Origin of the sequence: Variovorax sp. V93, from assembly GCF_041154485.1 — a bacterium.
Classification (GTDB): Bacteria; Pseudomonadota; Gammaproteobacteria; order Burkholderiales; family Burkholderiaceae_C; genus Variovorax; species Variovorax beijingensis_A.
In genome coordinates this window covers 4,177,939-4,197,656 of the sequence record NZ_AP028669.1, presented here as the reverse complement: position 1 = coordinate 4,197,656, position 19,718 = coordinate 4,177,939, and the positions used below count along the sequence as shown (strand labels likewise).

The following is a 19,718-nucleotide window of genomic DNA, read 5'->3' as shown; positions in this document are numbered from 1 at the left end:
GAGCCGCGCCTCCCCCTCGCGGGGTGGCGAATTACACGCAGCGCAGCGAAGTGAAAAGCCGAGGGGCTCTATTCATTTCTCGCAATTGACCATCCACGGCACGCCGAACTTGTCCTTCAGCATGCCGAAGCCCGCGGCCCAGAACTGCGGGCCGAACGGCATCGTGACCTCGCCGCCTTCGGCCAGTGCGTCGAAGAGCTTCTTTCCCTCGTCCACGCTGTTGCCCTGAACCGATAGCGAAAAGCCCTTGTGCCCCTCGAAGGGCATGCCGGGCGGCATGTCGGAAGCCATCAGCTGGTGGCCGCGGGCTTCCAGCGTGGCGTGCATGATCTTGTCCTTGTAGGCGGCCGGCGTTTCGGCCCCCATCGGGCTTTCGCCAAAGCTCATGCTGAAGACAACCTTGCCGCCCAGCGCCTTGGCATAGAAGGCCAGCGCCTCGGCCGCGTTGCCGTTGAATGTCAGATAGGCTTGCATCGCTCATTCCCTTCGGTTGAAGTTGCGGGAGGGCGATGCTACGCCCACCTAAAATCCCCCCATGCTTGACATCACTCTGCTCCGCAAAGACCTGGCCTCCGCTGTGGCCGGCCTCGAAAAACGCAAGAAGAACCAGCCCTACCTCGACGTGTCGGCGTTCACCGCGCTCGAGGCCGAGCGCAAGACGCTGCAAACCCGCACCGAGGAAATCCAGGCCCGGCGCAACACGCTGAACAAGCAGATCGGCCCGCTCAAGGCCAAGGGCGAATCGGTCGATGCGCTGATGGCCGAAGTCAATGCGCTCAAGGCCGAGCAGGAGTCGCAGTCCAAGCGCCTCGAGGAGATCCAGCCCGAACTGCAGGCGCTGCTGCTGGCCGTGCCCAACCTGCCGCACGCCAGCGTGCCGGTCGGCGAAGACGAGACCGGCAATGTCGAGATGCGCCGCTGGAGCCCGCAGGGCGGCGCCGGGGCGGGCGCCACGCCGCTGCCCTTTGCCGCCAGGGACCACGTCGACCTGGGCGCGCCGCTGGGGCTCGACTTCGAGATGGGCGCCAAGCTCGCGGGCTCGCGCTTCACCGTCATGAAGGGGCCGATCGCCCGGCTGCACCGCGCGCTCGCGCAGTTCATGCTCGACATCCAGACAGAGAAGCACGGCTATGCCGAGTGCTACGTGCCCTACATCGTCAACGCGGCCACGCTCAGCGGCACCGGCCAGCTGCCCAAGTTCGAAGGCGACCTGTTCGCCGCCAAGAAGGGCGGCCAGGAGGGCGAGCCCGCGCCCGACCATTCGGCGCTCTACCTCATCCCCACCAGCGAAGTGCCGCTCACCAACTTCGTGCGCGACGAGGTGGTGGCCGAGGCGCAATTGCCGATCAAGCTCACGGCCCACACGCCGTGCTTCCGCTCCGAAGCCGGCAGCGCCGGGCGCGACACGCGCGGCATGATCCGCCAGCACCAGTTCGACAAGGTCGAGATGGTGCAGATCGTGCATCCTGAAAAGAGCTACGACGCGCTCGAACAGATGACCGGCCACGCCGAGGCCGTGCTGCAGGCGCTGGAACTGCCGTACCGGGTGGTGCTGCTGTGCACCGGCGACATGGGCTTTGGCGCCACCAAGACCTACGATCTGGAGGTGTGGCTGCCCGCGCAGAACACCTACCGCGAGATCAGCTCGGTCTCCAACTGCGAAGCCTTCCAGGCGCGCCGCCTGCAGGCCCGTTTCAAGAACGCGCAGGGCAAGAACGAACTCGTCCACACGCTCAACGGCTCGGGCCTGGCGGTGGGCCGCACATTGGTCGCGGTGCTGGAAAACCACCAGAACGAGGACGGCTCGATCAACGTGCCCGCGGCGCTGCGGCCTTATCTCGGCGGACTGGAACTGTTGCGCGGCTGAACGGGCGGGCTTCAAAAACCCGGTTTAGGTCTGCTATAATCGCAGGCTCGACAGCACCGGAGAGGTGGCAGAGTGGTCGAATGTACCTGACTCGAAATCAGGCGTACTAGCGATAGTACCGAGGGTTCGAATCCCTCCCTCTCCTCCAAGAATGGCCCCGCAAAGGGGCTATTTTTTTGCCCGTTCCACGGCCCGGTCATCCGCGCTGGCGAGAAACCGGAGCCTTTCGTTCGCATGGCTTTCGCGTTTTTCGCGGCCGTTGCGCATGGCGCCCAGTCAAGCTTCGAAGCAGCTGTATCGGCCCGTTAAGATCGCCACCACCCCAGGCTCCCGCATGCCGGGATTTTTCCTTGTAGTCGAATGAACAAGAGGCTCCGCGCCACATGGCCAATCCGTCGATCGCGAGCGTGACACCGGTCCCGGCTTCGGCCGACGAAGCTGAATCCTGGGTGCGCGGCGAGCTGATCCGCAGCCTCATGCGCTCCGCGCGCGGGTCGTACATTGTCTCGGCGGCACTCATGCCGGCGATGGTCGGCCTGAACTGGAGCTATGTGCCGCGGTGGGAACTGCTGACCTGGCTCGCCGCGGGCCTCATTGCCACGGCCTGCCGTGCCTGGGGCGCCAGGGTCTATGCCGTGCGCTACGCCGGCAGGAGCGCGGCGGCGCAGCAGCAGTTCACCGAACGCTATGGCTTCATCTGGAGCACCAGCGCGGTCGTCTGGGGCCTGTCGATCCTGCTGTTCTTCGAGCGCACGCCGCAGGTCAACCAGTTCATGAGCTGGCTCATCGTGGCCGGCGTCGGCACCTTTCCGCTCAACGGGCTGGCGCTGCATCCGCCGCTGCTCAAGCGCTACGTCAACACGCTGTTCACCACGATGCTGGGGGCGGTTCTGATCCGGCTCGTGAGCATCAACCTCGTGGAGCCGCATTTCCAGTACGGCTTCCTGATGCCGATCCTGCCGATCCTGCACTGGTTCTTGCTGCTGCGTGCCGGGCGCCACATTCACGAGACGGCGCGCAACAGCCTGGAGCTGCTGTTCCACAACCACATCCTGATCAAGTCGCTCACGCAGCAGCGGCAGGCCGCGGTGGCGGCCGTGGCCATGAAGAACCGCTTTCTCGCGAGCGCCGCGCACGACATGCGCCAGCCGGTGCTGGCGTTGTCTCTCTATGCCGACTGGCTGCGCAACGAACCCGAACTGGTGCTGGAACTCGCGCCCAAGATCGTTCGTGCCACGCACGCCGTGAATGCGCTGTTCGATTCGATGTTCGACCTGGCGCGCATCGATTCGGGCCAGGTGCGGCTGCACATCGAGCGCGTGGACGTGGCCGAGCTGCTGCACGACCTCGAACTGCAATACCGCCCGGTGGCCGAGAGCCGGGGGCTCGATTTCCGCGTGCACGTGACCGAGGGCAGCTTCCTGACCGACCCGATCCGGGTGCGCCGCATGCTCGGCAACCTGCTGGCCAACGCGATCAAGTACACCACCGACGGCGGCGTGCTGCTGGCCTCGCGGCAATCGCGCGACGGCCTGCGTGTGGAGGTGTGGGACACCGGTATCGGCATTGCGCCCGAGCACCTGCGCGACGTGTTCCTGGAGTTCTACAAGGTGGCCGACCATGCCGGCACCTCCGACGGCTTCGGCCTGGGCCTGGCCATCGTCGCCCGGCTCTCGCACGTGCTGGGCCACCCCGTCAGCGTGCGCTCCCGCCTGGGCAGCGGCAGCGTGTTCCGCGTCGCCCTGCACGACGCCGACGAAGCCGTGGCCCAAGCCCGCGTCAGCGCCTCCGGCGGCTAGGGCAAGGCCGCCCAAGCAACAAAAAACCGCGCCAGAGCGCGGTTTTCAGCAGCCAACAACCCGCGCATGCCCCTTCCAGAAACACCGTGGAACCGGCTTGGCCGGGCCACTGGTGTTGCCCCCGGTAGGGGGAGGGAGAAGCGACACGAAGTGCGCGAAGCCTGGGGGCGAGCTCAGTTTCCGGAAAGCAGCCCATTGGTCCGCGCGTAGTGCAGCGCCTGCGTGCGGCTCTTCACGCCCAGGCGGCGGAACAGGCGCCACAGGTGCACCTTCACGGTGTGCTCGCTGATCTCGAGGTCGGTGGCGATGTCGCGGTTGCTCATGCCCTTGTCGAGCATCGCGATCAGCTGCGTCTGGCGCTTCGACAGCTTGCTGTTGCTGGCCAGCGCCGGCTCGTCCGCCTCTTCCGAGCCCGCCATCAGCAGGCCGCGCAGTGCGGCGGCCAGTTCGGCCGAGCTGGCCGACTTCTCGATGTACGTGTCGGCACCGGCTTCGATGCAGGCGTCTTCCATGTCTCCGGCCGGTGCCGCCGAATAGACGGCGATCGGCACGTTGGGATAGACCTGCTTGACAGCGACCACGCCCGAGACGCCATTGGTGTCGGGCAGCTTCAGGTCAAGGCAGAAAAGCGTGGGCTCGCCGCGCTGCTGGACCGCACTCGCGAGCTTGTCGAGGCGCTCGAGCTCGACGATGTTTTCGGCGGGCCGCAGACGCCGCAGCACCATCACGATCGCGTCGCGCATCAGGGGGTGGTCGTCGATGACATAAATGCTCATGTTTTCTTCCTTAGTGATCGCACGGTCTTAACTCTCGTCAATCCTCGGCGGGTGGCCGATGGATATCGTCGGATCAACTTCCGTTGGTAGAGGTTGTTGTCTCCGCCAGTGCTTCCAGCGCCTCGTTCGCGGCGCGCAATTCTTCCGGGCCGGCCGGCTCGAGCTGCTCGGTGAGCGCGGCCAGTGCCGCGCCGCGCTGCTGCTGCAGGGCGGCGATGGCGCGGCCGGCTTCCTGCGGCGAGGCGAATCCGCGGCTCTGCAGCAGGGTGGCGCCGTGGGCGTCGAGCAGCTTGAAATAGAACAGGCCGTCGCGCTCGCGGTACTGCTTGAAACTCGGCCTGGCGACCTTGGCCGCCTTGCGTGCACCGCCCTTGTCGCGGCCTGCCGCAAGGTTGCGCAGCCCCACCGCGTGGCGCAGCTCGGCCATGAAAGGGCGCGAGAGCTTGCGGGCCTTTTCGGCGCCGATGAGCAAGATCCGCTCGATCTCCGCCGGGTCGTTCATCAGCGCTTCGTAGCGTTCGCGCAGCGGCGCCACTTCGAGGTCGATGCGCTCGAACAGCATCTGCTTGGCATCGCCCCAGCCGATGCCGTCGGCGTACGCCTTGCGCAGCGCCTCGGTTTCTTCGGCGCTGGCAAAGGCCTGGTAGATCTGGAACAGCGCCGAACCTTCGGTGTCCTTGGGTTCGCCGGGCGCGCGCGAGTCGGTCACGATGCTGGCGATCTGCTTTTGCAGCTGCGCGCGCGGTGCGAACATCGCAATGGTGTTGCCGTAGCTCTTGCTCATCTTGCGGCCGTCGAGGCCGGGCAGGGTGGCCACGGCATCGTCGATCTCGGCTTCGGGCAGCGTGAAGTGCTCGCCGTACTGGTGGTTGAAGCGCTGCGCCATGTCGCGCGCCATTTCGATGTGCTGCACCTGGTCGCGCCCCACGGGCACCTTGTGGGCGTTGAACATCAGGATGTCGGCGCCCATCAGCACCGGGTACATGAAGAGGCCGGCCGTGACGTCGGCGTCGGGGTCTTCGCCCTTGGCGATGTTCTTGTCGAGCTGCGCCTTGTAGGCATGGGCGCGGTTGAGCACGCCCTTGCCGGTCACGCAGGTGAGGAACCAGGTCAGCTCGGGAATCTCGACGATGTCCGACTGGCGGTAGAAGGTGACGCGTTCCGGGTCGAGCCCGCAGGCCAGCCAGCTCGCGGCGATCTCGAGCGTGGAGCGCTGGATCAGCGCCGGCTCCTGCACCTTGATGAGCGCGTGGTAGTCGGCCAGGAAGAAGAAGCTCTCGACGCCCGGCGCGACGCTCTGGCGCACCGAATGGCGGATCGAGCCGACGTAGTTGCCGAGGTGCGGCGTGCCCGACGGCGTGATGCCGGTCAGCACGCGCAGGGGAGCGGAAGGAGACGTAGCCATGGGAGGAGGAACTTAACGCAGCAAAGCCGTGAGCGGTGAGATGAGCAGGTTGATGGCCGCGTAGCCGACGTCCATCAGCGGACGCAGCCAGAAGGTGCTGACGATGCCCGCGAGCACCAGGCCCATCACGATGAAGAAACCGAAGGGCTCGATGCGCGCCAGGAAATTCTGCGCCGGCCCGTTGGGCAGCAGGCCTGCAAGAACGCGGCCGCCGTCGAGCGGAGGCAGCGGAAAGAGATTGAAGGCCCACATCACCAGGTTGACCAGCACGCCGCCCTGCGCCATCTTGATGAAAAAGGTTTCATCGATGCCGGCCGCAACGAGTGCCACGAGCACCAGCGCCCAGATGATGGCTTGCACGAAATTGGACGCAGGCCCTGCCAGAGCCACCCAGATCATGTCGCGCTTCGGATGGCGCAGCCGCCCGAAGTTCACCGGCACCGGCTTGGCATAGCCGAACAGGAAGGCCCCGGAGGTTGCGAAGTACAGCATCAGCGGCATCAGGATGGTCCCGATGGGATCGATGTGCTTGATCGGGTTGAGCGTGACGCGGCCCATCGCCTCGGCGGTGTTGTCGCCGAAATGGCGCGCCACATAGCCATGCGCCGCCTCGTGCACCGTGATCGCGAAGACCACGGGCAAAGCGTAAATAAGTACGGTCTGTATCAGGTTGGAAATATCCACTGCGCGATTGTGTCAGACGGAGTGAAGGCTGCGGTGCCGCTTGTCAGAGGCCAAGCACCGCCAGCGCGCCGCGGCCCTGCCGCACCACCACCGGATCGTCGCCCGAGCCCATGGGCGTGAGGTCCACCACGGTGGTCGGTTGCGAGGGGCAGGCGCCGGCGTCGATGACGGCGCCGATCTGCTTTTCGAAACGCTCGCGGATGGTCTGCGCGTCGTTCAGCGCCTCGGTCTCGCCGGGCGCGATCAGGGTCGTGGCCAGCAGCGGCGCGCCGTGCAGCATCAGCAATTCGAGCAGCACCTTGTGGTCGGGCACGCGCAGGCCGATGGTCTTGCGCTGCGGATGGCTCACGCGCCGCGGCACCTCCTTGGTGGCTTCGAGCAGGAAGGTGTAGGGCCCGGGCGTGGCGGCCTTCAGCAGCCGGTACTGCTTGTTGTCGACGCGCGCGTAGTTGGCCAGCTCGCTCAGGTCGCGGCAGATGAGCGTGAGATGGTGCTTCTCGTCGACCTGGCGGATGCGGCGCAGCTGGTCGACCGCATCCTTGTCGTCGAGGTGGCAGGCCAGCGCGTAGCTCGAATCGGTAGGCACGGCCACGATCTCTCCGCGCTGCAAAAGCGCGGCGGCCTGCTTGAGCAGCCGCTGCTGCGGGTTCTCGGGGTGGACTTCGAAATACTGGGCCATGAAAAAGACTCCTGATCAGGATTCGGCCGGCTCGATCGGCACGCGGCGCTCGCGCACCGTGAGCCAGGCGCCGGCCGCGCCGCAGACCGCGATCATGGCCATGCCGATGAGCGAGAAGCGGTCGGGCACGTGGGAAAAGACCAGCCAGCCGCCGAGCATCGCAAAGGCGATCTGCGCATAGAGATACGGCGTAAGCGTGGATGCGGGTGCGCGCTGGTAGGCCAGGATGAGGATGAAGTGTCCCACCGTGCCCATGAACCCCATGAGGCACAGCAGCGCCCACCAGTGCCACGAGGGCAGGGCCGTCCATACGAAGGGCAGCGCCAGCGAGGCGATCAGCGCGCCCACCCAGCCGGTATAGAAATGCATCGTGAGCGGATTCTCGGTCTGCGCCAGCTTGCTCGTGAGCACCTGGAACCATGCGTTGGTCAGCACCAGCCCGATCGGCAGCAGCACGGCCCAGCTGAATGCATCGCCGCCCGGGCGCAGGATGACCAGCGTGCCGGCGAAGCCGCCGGCCACCAGCACCCAGCGCAGCGCGGAGACCTGCTCCTTGAGCGTGGTGGCCGCAAGCAGGGTGATGACGAGCGGGGCGATGAGCACGATGGAGGTGAACTCGGCCAGCGGCATGTAGCGCAGGCTCAGGAAGGCCAGCGTGCTCGACACCAGCAGCAGCGCGCCGCGCAGCAACTGGTAGCGCGGGTGCTGCGTGCGCAGCAGGGCCGTGCCGTGCCGCGGCAGCAGCACCGCGGTGGTGGCCACGGCCTGGAAGGCATAGCGGAACCACACGCCCATCAGAATGGGCACGGCGGCGGTGGAGGTCTTGGTGGCGGTATCGAGCGTGGCAAAGCAGGCCACCGCCACCAGCACCATGCCGATGCCCGCGAGGATGCGCTCCGATTCGAGATCGCGCGTCTGCCGCGCCGCGGCGCGGGCGTTCGCCAGTGCCGCCGTTGCCGCGCTGCCGCTGCCGGACCCGGGGCTCTCGCTCACTGCTGGATGCGGTGGCTGAGCAGTTCCCACACCGGCGTGAGCGCACCGGGCAACGGTGGCAGCTTGCCGAGATCGCAATGGCTTTCGTCGGGGCTGTGGAAATCGCTGCCGCGCGAGGCGGCGAAATCGAACTCGAGCGCCTTGTCGGCGTACTCGACGTATTCGGCTGTCGTGTGGCTGCCGGTGACGACTTCGATCGCCTGCCCGCCGTGCGCCTTGAACTCGAGGAACAGCGCGTATTCCTCGTTCGCGGTGAACTTGTAGCGTCCCGGATGCGCGATGACGGCCATGCCCTTGGCGGCCGTGATCCAGTGCACCGCATCCTTGAGCGAAGCCCATCGGTGCGGCACATAGCCGGGCTTGCCTTCGGTCAGGTACTTGCGGAACACCTCGGGCGTGTCGCGGCAGTGGCCCTGCTCGACCAGGAAGCGTGCGAAGTGGGTGCGCGAGATCAGCTCGGGATTGCCGACGAACCTGAGCGCGCCGTCGTAGGCGCCGTGGATGCCGACCTTGGCCAGCCCCTCGGACATTTCCTGCGCGCGCTTGCCGCGGCCGCCGCGCGTGTCGTAGAGGCCCTGCGTCATCGCGGCGTCGTCGGGGTCGAAGCCCAGGCCGACGATGTGCACGGTCTCGTTGGCGAAGGTCACCGAGATCTCGGTGCCGGTGAGATAGCGGATGCCGTGGGCGCGTGCCGCGGCGGCCGCGCGGTGCTGGCCGCCGACCTCGTCGTGGTCGGTGAGCGCCCAGAGCTCGACCCCGTTGGCGGCGGCGCGCGCGGCCAGTTCTTCGGGCGTCAAGGTGCCGTCGGAAACCACGGAATGGCAGTGCAGATCGGCATTGAGAATGGAGGACACATTGGCATTCTATTGGGTCTGGAACATCGATGCGGGCGCATGGATGCTATTGTGGTTGCTATTAAATAAATAGCATTACTGCGGCGGACGACGCGGCTCAGCGCTTCTTGCGAAAAGCCGCCCAGGCGGCCACCGCGGTGAAGCTCGCGACGATCGCCACCACGATCCAGAACCCGTGCCTGTGCTCGGCCAGCGGAATGCCACCCACGTTCATGCCGAACAGGCCCGCCAGGATGTTGATCGGCAGCGCGAGCACGGTCACCACCGTCAGCACGAACAGGCTGCGGTTGTTGTCCTCGTTGACGTTGGCAGCTATTTCTTCCTGCAGCAGCTTGATGCGCTCCTGCAGCGCCTGCATGTCGCGCAGCACCACCGAGAACTCCTCCGTCGAGCCGCGCAGCTCCTGCGCGTCGGGCTCCGACATCCAGGCCGGCGGCCCCTGCAGCAGGCGGAAGAGCGCGGCGGGTTCGGGCGCCAGCAGGCGCTGCAGCCGTACCAGCAGCCGGCGCAGCACGCCGAGCCGCGCGCGCTTGTGGTCGAGCCGGCCGGCCAGCAGCTCGTCCTCGATGCGGTCGATGCGCGACGTGACGCCGCGCACGATCTTCACCAGCACGTCGGCCTGCGCGCGCAGCAGGTGCTCGAGCAGTTCGGTGCTCGAGCGCGGCGCGTCGCCGGCCTTGACCGCCGTGCGCAGCGCGTCGACCGAGCGCAGCGGCTTGGTGCGCGCCGTGACCACCAGGCGCGGCCCCACGCTGATCCAGAGCGTGGAGATGTCCGAGGGCTCGAAGCTGAACTCGAAGTGCACGTCGTTGATGACCGCGATCAGCGAATCGTCGGCGCGCTCGATGCGCGTGGAGGGCAGGCCCTCGTGCAGCGTTTCGTAGAAGGTGTCGGAGAGCTTCGCGTGCCGCACGAGCCAGCGCTCGGCCTGCGCGTGGCTCAGGTTGAAGTGCAACCACGCGTAGGCATTGCTCGCGATTCCGTTGCTGCCCTGCTCACCGAGCCATGCCGCAGCCTGCACCGAGCCGATCGCCCGCACGGGCTCCGGCGCCATGGCGTCGAAGAGATAGCCGCAGATCAGTCCGGCTTCGTCGCCGCCATATGAATTGGCGGCCAGGTCATGGAGTGCCGGCAAGGTGCGTTGAGTCAGGAAAGACGGAGGGCGTGCCCCGGATGGTGTCCGCCGCATGTGACAACTTCGTGTCGGTGGCCCGCGGAGCGTCACGCAATGGTCATATGCGGCGGGCAGCATGCCCCGTTCCACTCCACACCGCCCTTTTTCCCATGATGCTGACGAGCGCACTTCCAGACCACGAAGACCTGATGCAACGCATCGCCCGCGACTTGATCGACAGCTACGACGAGGAGCTCGAACTGGAGATCGAGGACCGCAACATCGACGGCCTCGACCCCGCCGCGCGCATGGGCGACAAGGCCGCGCGCCAGGCCTACTTCAAGGAACTGTTCCGGCTGCAGGGCGAGCTCGTGAAGCTGCAGGACTGGGTGCAGCACAGCAAGCAGAAGGTGGTCATTCTTTTCGAAGGCCGCGACGCGGCGGGCAAGGGCGGTGTCATCAAGCGCATCACGCAGCGCCTGAATCCGCGCGTGGCCCGCGTGGCCGCGCTGCCGGCGCCCAACGACCGCGAACGCACGCAGTGGTATTTCCAGCGCTACGCCGCGCACCTGCCGGCGGCCGGCGAGATGGTGCTGTTCGACCGCAGCTGGTACAACCGCGCCGGAGTGGAGCGCGTGATGGGCTTTTGCTCAGACGACGAATACGAGGAGTTCTTCCGCACCGTGCCGGAGTTCGAGAAGATGCTGGTGCGCTCGGGCATCAAGCTCATCAAGTACTGGTTCTCCATCACCGACGACGAGCAGCACATGCGCTTCCTGGGCCGCATCCACGACCCGCTCAAGCAATGGAAGCTGAGCCCCATGGACCTCGAGAGCCGCCGCCGCTGGGAGGAATACACCAAGGCGAAGGAGATCATGCTGGAGCGCACCCACATTGCGGAAGCGCCGTGGTGGGTGGTGCAGGCGGTCGACAAGAAGAAGGCGCGGCTGAACTGCATCAGCCACCTGCTGGGCCAGCTGCCCTACCAGGAGGTGCCGCATCCGCCGGTGGAACTGCCCGCGCGCGAGCGCCATGCGGACTACTTGCGCCAGCCGGTGCCGGCCAGCATGATCGTGCCGGAGATCTACTAGGGCCGCCTGTTTGGACGGCCTGCGCTTTGCCCTCACACTGCGCCCATGGCCCGTCGTTCCACCGCTTCCCTGTTCGCCCGCGCCTATGAGCGCAACCTGAAGGCACTCACGAAGATCACGCTCGGCAACAGCAAGCGCGTGGCGGGCCAGGTGCAGCGCGCAGCGGCCAAGCGCCTGAAGCCGCCGCCGGGCAAGGGCGACTGGCTCGGCGGCATGGCACTGGGCCCCGGCGGTGCGCGCGGCTACCACCTGTTCCGTCCGGCCGACCTGAAGCTGCAGCCCGGCGAGAAGCTGCCGCTCATGGTCATGCTGCACGGCTGCGGCCAGACCGGGCGCGACTTCGCGGCCAGCACGCGCATGAACGCGCTCGCGGTGCGCCAGCGATTCCTGGTGCTCTACCTGGAGCAGGACAGGCTGGCCCATCCCCAAGGCTGCTGGAACTGGTACGAGCGGCGTTCGGGCAAGGCCGACGCCGAAGCCGCCACCTTGATGGCGGCCATCGACCAGGCCTGCATGCTCTATCCGGTGGACCGCGAGCGCATTGCGCTGGCCGGCCTGTCGGCGGGGGCCAGCATGGCGGCGCTGCTTGCCACGCGCTATCCGCAGCGCTTTCGCGCCGTGGCCATGCATTCGGGCGTGGCGCCGGGCGCGGCGAAATCCTCGGCCACGGCCCTGGGCGCAATGCGCGGGCAGCACACGCCGCCGATGCCGACCACCGCGGTCGGCAAGGCCATGGGCGCGGCCGCCGTGTTCGCGACCCTGCCGCCGATGCTGGTGATCCATGGCGACGCCGATGCCGTGGTGGCGCCGAGCAATGCCGTCAACAGCGCGGCCGTGTGGGCCACGGCCATGGGCGCCAAGCCGGGGCTGACGCGCACGCTGCAGCGCGGCAAGCGGCATGCCATGCGGGTGACCGAGTTTCGGCGCAAGGGCCGCACGCTGGTCGTGCTGTGCGAGATCGCGGGACTCGGGCATGCATGGAGCGGCGGCGCCGCCGCGACGCTTTTCAGCGACCCGGGCGGGCCCGATGCCACGCGCATGGTGTGGGCCTTTGCGGCGTCGCAGTTCAAGCTCGCGGCCAAGATCAAGGCAGCGAGCCTTGCAGCGAGCGCCTAGGCGGCAACGCCCTCGCGCGCCGCCGCACGCCATGCGCCGGGGGCCATGCCCATCCGGCGCTTGAAGGCCTTGCTGAACGCGGCTTCTGATTCATAGCCCACCGCGCCCGCGATCGCGCCGACGGCCGCATGGCCCTGGCCGAGCATGTTGCCGGCCTTGAACATGCGCCAGTGCGTCAGGTATTCGAGCGGTGCCTGGCCGACCTTCTCGCGAAAGCGCTGCGCAAATGCCGAGCGCGACAGGCTGGCCGCCGAGGCCAGCGTCTCCACCGTCCAGTCGCGCGCCATGTCCTTGTGCATGGCGCGCAGCGCAGGGCCGATGCGCGCGTCGGCCAGTGCGCCGAGCCAGCCCGTCTGCGCCTGACCTTGCGCCGCGGCGTGCGCGCGCACCGCCTGCACGAACACGATGTCGGCCAGCCGGCTCACGAGCAGGCCCGAGCCCAGGCCCGGCTCGCCCGTTTCCATCGCAAGCAGCTGCAGGGTGCCTTGCAGCGCGATGGCGCGCGCCTGCTCCATCTTGACGTGCAGCAGCACGGGCAGCAGATCGAGCAGCGGCCGGGCCGCACGCTGGTCGAAATGGAACCAGCCGCAGATCACCGATGCGGCGGTGCCGGTGCCGCCCAGATCGACCACGCCGCCGATGCGGTCGCGCACCACCGAGGCGCAGCTGACCGTGGGCGTGTCCGGATGGTCGCGCAGCACATAGGGCGTGCCGTGCGCGAGCACATAGCAGTCGCCTGCGGCCAGGGCCACGGGCTGCGCCACGCCCGGCACTTCGAGCAGGCAGCTTCCGCGCACCACCAGGCCGAAGCGGGCGCTCTCTCCGCCGGCCAGGCTCACGCCCCAGGGCGCGCGCGCCTCGAGCCGCGCATAGAGCGCGCTGCGTACGCGCATGGCGGCGAACACGTCATCGAGCGGATCCAACGGAGCTCCTGTGGCGGTGGACGAATGGACAAGATTATCGGCTTCGCAGGCATTCACTGTCCACTCCTGGGGCTGGAAACTGCAGCCTCGCTCTTCCACTTCGCCAAGCCAGCAAGGATTCCGATCATGACCACCGACATCTCTTTTGCCGAACTCGCCGATCGCTACGTCGCGGCCTGGAACGAAACCGATGCCGCAGCGCGCCGCGCCGCCATCGCCCGGCTGTGGGTGCCCGAAGGCGAACACTTCGTGCGCACGCTGCAGGTGAAGGGCTACGAGGCACTGGAGCAGCGCGTCACCGGCTCGCACGAAAAAAACGTGCGCGATGGCGGCTTCCGCTTCGTGGCCGCGGGCGATGCGCAGTTCCTGCATGGCGCGGTGATGTTCCATTGGCACATGGTTCCGGCCGCCGGCGGGCCCATTGCCGCGCTCGGCCTGGAGTTTCTCCTGCTCGCCGAGGACGGCCGCATCGCCGCGGACTACCAGTTCATCCTGCCGACGCCCGCGGCCTGAAGCCCGGCGATGACCTCCGAGGTCATTGCCGCGGCGCCGCTCCATCCCAACACTCGAACCCATCATGTCGCAGTCATCCAACATCGCTGCCCCGGCAGCATCGTTTTCCTCCGCCGCAAGCCGCGGCGCCGGCACCCTCGGCCTCTGGGTCATGCTCAGCGGCACCTTCCTGGTGGTGCTCGACTTCTTCATCGTCAACGTGGCACTGCCTTCGATGCAGCGCGAGCTTCGCGCCTCCGCGGGCACCCTGCAGATGGTGGTGGCCGGCTACGGCCTGGCCACGGCCGCGGGCCTGATCACCGGCGGGCGGCTCGGCGACCTGTTCGGCCGGCGCCGCATGTTCATGCTGGGCCTGCTGCTGTTCACGCTGGCGTCGGCCGCCTGCGGCCTCGCGCCCAACGCCGAGCTGCTGGTGGCGGCCCGCGTGCTGCAGGGCCTGGCCGGTGCACTGCTGCAGCCGCAGGTGCTGGCGATGATCGGCCTGGCCTACACCGGTGAAAGCCGCGCGCGCGCCTTTGCGGCCTACGGGCTCACGCTGGGCCTCGGGGCTACGCTCGGGCAGCTGGTGGGCGGGTTGCTGATCCATGCCGATCCGGGCGGGCTCGGCTGGCGCAGCTGCTTCCTCATCAACGTTCCGATCGGCCTGCTGGCGCTGGTGCTCGCACCGCGCGTCATTCCGCCGCTTGCCAACGGCGGCAACAGCCGGCTCGACCTGGCCGGCATGCTGCTGGTGGCGGCCGGCTCCGTGGCCGTGGTGCTGCCGCTGGTCGAAGGCCGCGAGCAGGGCTGGCCGCTGTGGAGCTGGCTGTGCCTGGCCGCCTCGCTGCCCCTGCTCGCTGCGTTCGCTTTCCAGCAGCGTCGGCTGGCCGCGAACGGCGGTGCGCCACTGGTGGCGCCCGTGCTGCTGGCGAACCGGCGCTTCGTCATGGGCCTTTTCACCACGCTGGCCTTCTATGTCGGCAATGCCTCGCTCTATTTCGTGCTGGCGCTGTACCTGCAGCAAGGCCTGGCGCTCGACCCGCTGAGTTCGGGCCTCGTCTTCACGTCGCTGGCGGTCGGCTTCTTTGCAACCTCGATGGCCGGCGCGCGCCTGGCACGCCGCTTCGGCAGCCAGCCGCCGATCGCGCTCGGCGCTTTGGTGCTGGCTGTGGGCCATGCATTGCAGTTCGTCAATGTGGCGGGGTGGGCCGGACACGCGCACGTGGTCGCATGGATGGTGCCGCTGCTGCTGGTGCAGGGCGCAGGGCTCGGCATGGTGATGGCGCCACTGGTGTCCACCGTGCTGGCCGGCCTGCCGCCGCAGCATGCCGGCGTGGCGTCGGGCGTGCTGTCGATGGTGCAGCAGGCGAGCAATGCGCTGGGCGTGGCGCTGATCGGCATCCTGTTCTACGGGCGGCTGGGCGGTGCGCCGGATGCTGCGGGCTTTGCGAGCGCGTTCGGTGTGGCGCTGGTGTACCTGATGGCGTCGGCCCTGCTGGTGGCGCTGCTGCAGCGGCGGGGCAGCCGGCCGCAGCCGAAGGCGTGAAAGTGCGGCGGCCACCATTGCCGCCTTGAGTACCTCCGTGTACGCCACCCGGCGTATTTCTCGCGGGCGGGCGAATCCGCAGACTCCTCTCCATCGTCCGGCCCGTACCGGCGACCAGGTTTCAACCACCCCGGAGCAGGAGTCCACATGCAACGTCGTTTCACACTCAAGGCGCTCACCGCCGCCGTCGCCCTGGCCAGCATTTCCGCTGCGCCGGCCTTTGCCGCCGACACCATCAAGGTCGGCGTGCTGCACTCGCTGTCGGGCACGATGGCCATCTCGGAAACCGTGTTGAAAGACACGGTCCTGATGGCCATCGACGACATCAACAAGAAGGGCGGCGTGCTGGGCAAGCAGCTCGAGCCCGTGGTGGTCGACCCGGCTTCCAACTGGCCGCTGTTCGCTGAAAAGACCAAGCAGCTGCTGGGCCAGGACAAGGTTTCGGTGATCTTCGGCTGCTGGACCTCGGTGTCGCGCAAGTCGGTGCTGCCGGTGGTCGAGGAAATGAACGGCCTCCTGTTCTACCCCGTGCAGTACGAAGGCGAAGAGCTCTCGAAGAACGTGTTCTACACCGGCGCCGCGCCCAACCAGCAGGCCATTCCGGCGGTCGACTACCTGATGAGCAAGGAAGGCGGCGGTGCCAAGCGCTGGGTGCTGCTGGGCACCGACTACGTCTACCCCCGCACCACCAACAAGATCCTGCGCGCCTACCTGAAGAGCAAGGGCGTGAAGGACACCGACATCGACGAGAAGTACACGCCCTTCGGCCACAGCGACTACCAGACCATCGTGGCGGACATCAAGAAGTTCTCCTCGGGCGGCAAGACGGCGGTGGTCTCGACCATCAACGGCGACTCGAACGTGCCCTTCTACAAGGAACTCGGCAACGCCGGCCTCAAGGCCAAGGACGTGCCGGTGGTCGCCTTCTCGGTCGGCGAGGAAGAACTGCGCGGTGTCGACACCAAGCCGCTGGTGGGCCACCTGGCCGCGTGGAACTACTTCATGTCGATCAAGAACCCGACCAACACGGCGTTCATCAAGCAGTGGAGCGAGTACGCCAAGGCCAAGAACATCGCCGGCCACAAGGACAAGCCGCTCACCAACGACCCGATGGAAGCCACCTGGATCGGCATCCACATGTGGAAGCAGGCGGTCGAGAAGGCCAAGTCGACCGACACCGACAAGGTGATCGCCGCCATGGCCGGCCAGACCTTCACGGCCCCCTCGGGCATCGTCTCGAAGATGGACGAGAAGAACCATCACCTGCACAAGAGCGTGTTCATCGGCGAGATCAAGGCCGACGGCCAGTTCAGCGTGGTGTGGAAGACGCCGGGCCCGGTCAAGGCCAAGCCGTGGAGCCCGTACATCGAAGGCAACGACAAGAAGCCGGATCAGCCGGCTGGCAAGTCGCTGTAAGCGTGTTTCTCCCTCCCCTTTCGGGGGAGGGCAGGGGTGGGGGCTGACGGCGGTCGCCACGGGCACTGTGCCTGGACAAGCGCCGCGTGCCCCCACCCCGACCCTCCCCCGGAAGGGGAGGGAGCCAATTCAACTTCCGGTTTCATGATGCTTCGACGATCCCTTCACTGCGCACTCGCCGCCATGCTGCTCATGGCATCGGCCGTCCACGCGCTGACCGCCGACGAAGCCCGCGCCATCGCCTCGGGCGAATCCGAAGCGCGCATCACCGCGCTCAACCAGGCGGTGCTCACGGCCGACGACAAGACCGCCGCCTTCATCCAGGCCATGTCCGAGGACGCGGTCAAGTACACCGAAGACAAGGTCTTCGTGATGAAGGACGACAAGGGCTACGACCCTGTGACCGGCGCCGAGCTGCAGGTGCCCGATACGGCCGAGGACGTGGTCAACAACAACCTCATGCGCGGCGCGCTCGATGCCGCGCAGGCCGCGCTCAAGCTCACGAGCAAGGACGACGCGGTGCGCGCCGAAGCCGCGCAGGCGCTCTTCAAGGAGCCCGACGAATCGCGCATTCCGATGGTCGAGAAGGCGCTGGCCGCCGAGACCAATCCCGGCATCAAGGCGCAGCTGCAGCTGGTGCGCGCCGCCAGCATGCTCACCAGCGCCGACAAGGCCCGGCGCCTTGCCGCAGCCAGGGAACTCGGCGCCAACACGAGCCCCGACACCAAGCTCCTGCTCAACCAGCGCCTGGCCGACGAGACCGAGGCCGACGTCAAGGCCGCCATCGTCGCCTCCATTGCCAGCATCGATGGCGCGCTGGTGTGGGGCGACCGCATCAACGCGGTGTTCAGCGGCATCAGCCTGGGATCGGTGCTGCTGCTGGCCGCGCTGGGCCTGGCCATCACCTACGGGCTGATGGGCGTCATCAACATGGCGCACGGCGAGCTGATGATGATCGGCGCCTACGCCACCTACGTGATGCAGGGCATCTTCCAGCGCTATATGCCCGAGGCGGCCTTCGGCTGGTACCTGGTGGCGGCCATTCCGGTGGCCTTCCTGAGTTCGGCGCTGGTGGGCGCGGTGCTCGAACGCGGCGTGATCCGCTTCCTTTACGGCCGGCCGCTGGAGACGCTGCTGGCCACCTGGGGCATCAGCCTGATGCTGCAGCAGCTCGTGCGTTCGCTGTTCGGCGCGCAGAACGTCGGCGTCGAGAACCCCGGCTGGATGAGCGGCGGCTTCACCATGCTGAGCAACGTGACGCTGCCGTGGAACCGCATCTGCATCATCGTCTTTGCCGTGCTGGTGCTGCTTGCGATGGGCTGGCTGATCGGCCGCACGCGCCTGGGCTTGTTCGTGCGCGGCGTCACGCAGAACCGGCCGATCGCCTCCTGCATGGGCGTGAACACCGCGCGCATCGACACCTACGCCTTCGCGCTCGGCTCCGGTATTGCGGGCCTCGCGGGCTGCGCGCTGAGCCAGATCGGCAACGTCGGCCCGGACCTCGGCCAGAGCTACATCGTCGACAGCTTCATGGTGGTCGTGATGGGCGGCGTGGGCCAGCTCGCGGGCACGGTGTATGCGGCCATGGGACTGGGCATTCTCAACAAGTTCATCGAAGGCTGGGCGGGCGCGGTGCTCGCGAAGATCGCGGTGCTTGTCTTCATCATCATCTTCATCCAGAAGCGGCCCCAGGGCATCTTCGCAATGAAAGGCCGGAGCGCTGAGGCATGAGCAAGGTCGTACTTCCAACCAAAGGGCCGCTGCTGAGCGGCAAGGGCTGGACGGCCTTCTTCGTCGCGCTGATCGTGGTCTGCGCCGTGGCGCCGGTGCTCAACATGTGGGTGCCCGCCGGCAGCCCGCTGCACATGAGCGACTACGCGGTGGCGCTGGTCGGCAAGATCATGTGCTATGCGATCTGCGCGCTGGCCATGGACCTGATCTGGGGCTACACCGGCATCCTCTCGCTGGGCCACGGCCTGTTCTTCGCGCTTGGCGGCTACATGATGGGCATGTACCTCATGCGCCAGATCGGCCGCGACGGCAACTACAAGAGCGACCTGCCGGACTTCATGGTGTTCCTCGACTGGAAGACGCTGCCCTGGCACTGGACCTTCAGCGACAGCTTCATCGCCACGCTGGTGCTGATCGTCGCGGTGCCGGGCCTGATCGCCTTCGTGTTCGGCTTCTTCGCCTTCCGCTCGCGCATCAAGGGCGTGTACTTCTCGATCATCACGCAGGCCATGACCTTCGCAGCCATGCTGCTGTTCTTCCGCAACGAGACCGGCTTCGGCGGCAACAACGGCTTCACCGACTTCAAGCGCATCCTGGGCATTCCGATCGCCACGCAGGAAATGCGCATGACGCTCTTCGCGCTCACCGGCCTCACGCTGCTGGGCTTCTTCCTGTTCGCGAAGTGGCTCATCGCCAGCAAGTTCGGCCGCGTGCTGCAGGCCATCCGAGACGCCGAGACGCGCGTGATGTTCTCGGGCTACAACCCGCTGCCCTACAAGCTCACGATCTGGGTGATCTCGGCCGTGATGTGCGGCGTGGCCGGTGCGCTGTACGTGCCGCAGGTCGGCATCATCAACCCCGGCGAGATGAGCGCGGCCAACTCCATCGAGATTGCGATCTGGGCCGCGGTGGGCGGACGCGCCACGCTGATCGGGCCGATCATCGGCGCCTTCATCGTCAACGGCGCGAAGAGCTGGCTCACGGTGGCCTACCCCGAGTACTGGCTGTACTTCCTGGGCGCGTTGTTCATTGCTGTCACGCTGTTCCTGCCGAACGGCATCGTGGGCCTGGTGCGCAAGTGGCTGTCGAGGGAGAAGGTGCCGGCCGGCGTGAGCGCCGGCCGCGAAGAGGCGCAGCGCGCCATGGCCGCCGCCCAAGGCGTGGAGCCGGAGGCGCTGCACGCGCCGCTGGTGGCCGAAGTGAAGGGAGCGCGCGCATGAATACCGCAGCGC

General features: G+C 67.2%; 18 protein-coding genes and 1 tRNA gene. 10 read left to right on the top strand and 9 right to left on the bottom strand.

Annotated elements, in window-relative coordinates; genetic code table 11:
• Window positions 1-72: 72 nt before the first annotated feature.
• On the bottom strand, window positions 73-474 hold the full coding sequence (locus ACAM54_RS19820) for a VOC family protein (RefSeq protein WP_145745552.1): 402 nt from the start codon (window positions 472-474) through the stop codon (window positions 73-75).
• A gap of 61 nt (window positions 475-535) precedes the next feature.
• On the opposite strand from ACAM54_RS19820, the gene serS reads away from it, so the two are divergent.
• From serS to ACAM54_RS19805, 3 genes are all read left to right on the top strand, one after another.
• Window positions 536-1,867 (top strand): serine--tRNA ligase, encoded by a 1,332-nt coding sequence (serS, locus tag ACAM54_RS19815; protein ID WP_369648707.1) that lies wholly within the window; start codon window positions 536-538, stop codon window positions 1,865-1,867.
• A 58-nt stretch (window positions 1,868-1,925) separates the two neighbouring features.
• A tRNA-Ser gene (locus tag ACAM54_RS19810) sits at window positions 1,926-2,015 on the top strand.
• A 235-nt stretch (window positions 2,016-2,250) separates the two neighbouring features.
• Entirely contained in the window at window positions 2,251-3,666 is a 1,416-nt protein-coding gene (locus ACAM54_RS19805) for a HAMP domain-containing sensor histidine kinase (protein ID WP_145745547.1), read from the top strand.
• A gap of 173 nt (window positions 3,667-3,839) precedes the next feature.
• Here ACAM54_RS19805 and ACAM54_RS19800 read toward each other — a convergent pair whose 3' ends face one another.
• From ACAM54_RS19800 to ACAM54_RS19770, 7 genes are all read right to left on the bottom strand, one after another.
• A complete protein-coding gene (locus tag ACAM54_RS19800; RefSeq protein ID WP_145745545.1) occupies window positions 3,840-4,442 on the bottom strand; it encodes a LuxR C-terminal-related transcriptional regulator in 603 nt (200 codons plus the stop codon).
• A 73-nt stretch (window positions 4,443-4,515) separates the two neighbouring features.
• Entirely contained in the window at window positions 4,516-5,847 is a 1,332-nt protein-coding gene (locus tag ACAM54_RS19795) for a tryptophan--tRNA ligase (protein ID WP_369648706.1), read from the bottom strand.
• A gap of 12 nt (window positions 5,848-5,859) precedes the next feature.
• Window positions 5,860-6,531, bottom strand: a complete 672-nt coding sequence (locus tag ACAM54_RS19790) for a site-2 protease family protein (RefSeq protein WP_145745542.1) — start codon at window positions 6,529-6,531, stop codon at window positions 5,860-5,862.
• Window positions 6,532-6,574: 43 nt separating this feature from the next.
• A complete protein-coding gene (locus ACAM54_RS19785; RefSeq protein WP_145745539.1) occupies window positions 6,575-7,210 on the bottom strand; it encodes an L-threonylcarbamoyladenylate synthase in 636 nt (211 codons plus the stop codon).
• A gap of 15 nt (window positions 7,211-7,225) precedes the next feature.
• Entirely contained in the window at window positions 7,226-8,203 is a 978-nt protein-coding gene (locus ACAM54_RS19780; protein WP_192322552.1) for a DMT family transporter, read from the bottom strand.
• Complete coding sequence (locus ACAM54_RS19775; RefSeq protein ID WP_369648705.1) at window positions 8,200-9,057, bottom strand: 3',5'-nucleoside bisphosphate phosphatase; 858 nt, start codon at window positions 9,055-9,057, stop codon at window positions 8,200-8,202. The genes ACAM54_RS19780 and ACAM54_RS19775 overlap by 4 nt, the downstream gene beginning before the upstream one ends.
• 97 nt (window positions 9,058-9,154) lie before the next feature.
• On the bottom strand, window positions 9,155-10,192 hold the full coding sequence (locus tag ACAM54_RS19770) for a transporter (RefSeq protein ID WP_369648704.1): 1,038 nt from the start codon (window positions 10,190-10,192) through the stop codon (window positions 9,155-9,157).
• 149 nt (window positions 10,193-10,341) lie between these two features.
• Here ACAM54_RS19770 and ppk2 point away from each other — a divergent pair, with 149 nt between their 5' ends.
• Together ppk2 and ACAM54_RS19760 are read left to right on the top strand one after the other, a co-directional pair.
• A complete protein-coding gene (ppk2, locus tag ACAM54_RS19765) occupies window positions 10,342-11,262 on the top strand; it encodes a polyphosphate kinase 2 (RefSeq protein ID WP_369648703.1) in 921 nt (306 codons plus the stop codon).
• Window positions 11,263-11,307: 45 nt separating this feature from the next.
• Window positions 11,308-12,378 (top strand): PHB depolymerase family esterase, encoded by a 1,071-nt coding sequence (locus ACAM54_RS19760; protein WP_369648702.1) that lies wholly within the window; start codon window positions 11,308-11,310, stop codon window positions 12,376-12,378.
• On the opposite strand, the gene ACAM54_RS19755 is transcribed toward ACAM54_RS19760, so the two are convergent.
• On the bottom strand, window positions 12,375-13,301 hold the full coding sequence (locus ACAM54_RS19755; RefSeq protein ID WP_369648701.1) for an AraC family transcriptional regulator: 927 nt from the start codon (window positions 13,299-13,301) through the stop codon (window positions 12,375-12,377). The genes ACAM54_RS19760 and ACAM54_RS19755 overlap by 4 nt on opposite strands.
• A gap of 126 nt (window positions 13,302-13,427) precedes the next feature.
• Here ACAM54_RS19755 and ACAM54_RS19750 point away from each other — a divergent pair, with 126 nt between their 5' ends.
• The 5 genes from ACAM54_RS19750 (at window position 13,428) to urtC (ending at window position 19,706) form a co-directional block, all read left to right on the top strand.
• A complete protein-coding gene (locus ACAM54_RS19750) occupies window positions 13,428-13,814 on the top strand; it encodes a hypothetical protein (RefSeq protein WP_369648700.1) in 387 nt (128 codons plus the stop codon).
• Between the two features lie 64 nt (window positions 13,815-13,878).
• The gene (locus tag ACAM54_RS19745; RefSeq protein WP_369648699.1) at window positions 13,879-15,339 is read left to right on the top strand and encodes an MFS transporter; all 1,461 of its coding nucleotides are present in this window, start codon (window positions 13,879-13,881) and stop codon (window positions 15,337-15,339) included.
• Between the two features lie 147 nt (window positions 15,340-15,486).
• On the top strand, window positions 15,487-16,755 hold the full coding sequence (gene urtA, locus ACAM54_RS19740; RefSeq protein WP_145745520.1) for an urea ABC transporter substrate-binding protein: 1,269 nt from the start codon (window positions 15,487-15,489) through the stop codon (window positions 16,753-16,755).
• Between the two features lie 183 nt (window positions 16,756-16,938).
• Window positions 16,939-18,486: an urea ABC transporter permease subunit UrtB gene (gene urtB / locus ACAM54_RS19735; RefSeq protein WP_369648698.1), complete on the top strand. Its 1,548-nt coding sequence runs from the start codon at window positions 16,939-16,941 to the stop codon at window positions 18,484-18,486.
• Window positions 18,483-19,706, top strand: coding sequence for an urea ABC transporter permease subunit UrtC (urtC, locus tag ACAM54_RS19730; RefSeq protein ID WP_369648697.1), 1,224 nt, complete (start codon window positions 18,483-18,485; stop codon window positions 19,704-19,706). Before urtB ends, urtC begins: the two co-directional genes overlap by 4 nt.
• The last annotated feature ends 12 nt before the right edge of the window (window positions 19,707-19,718 follow it).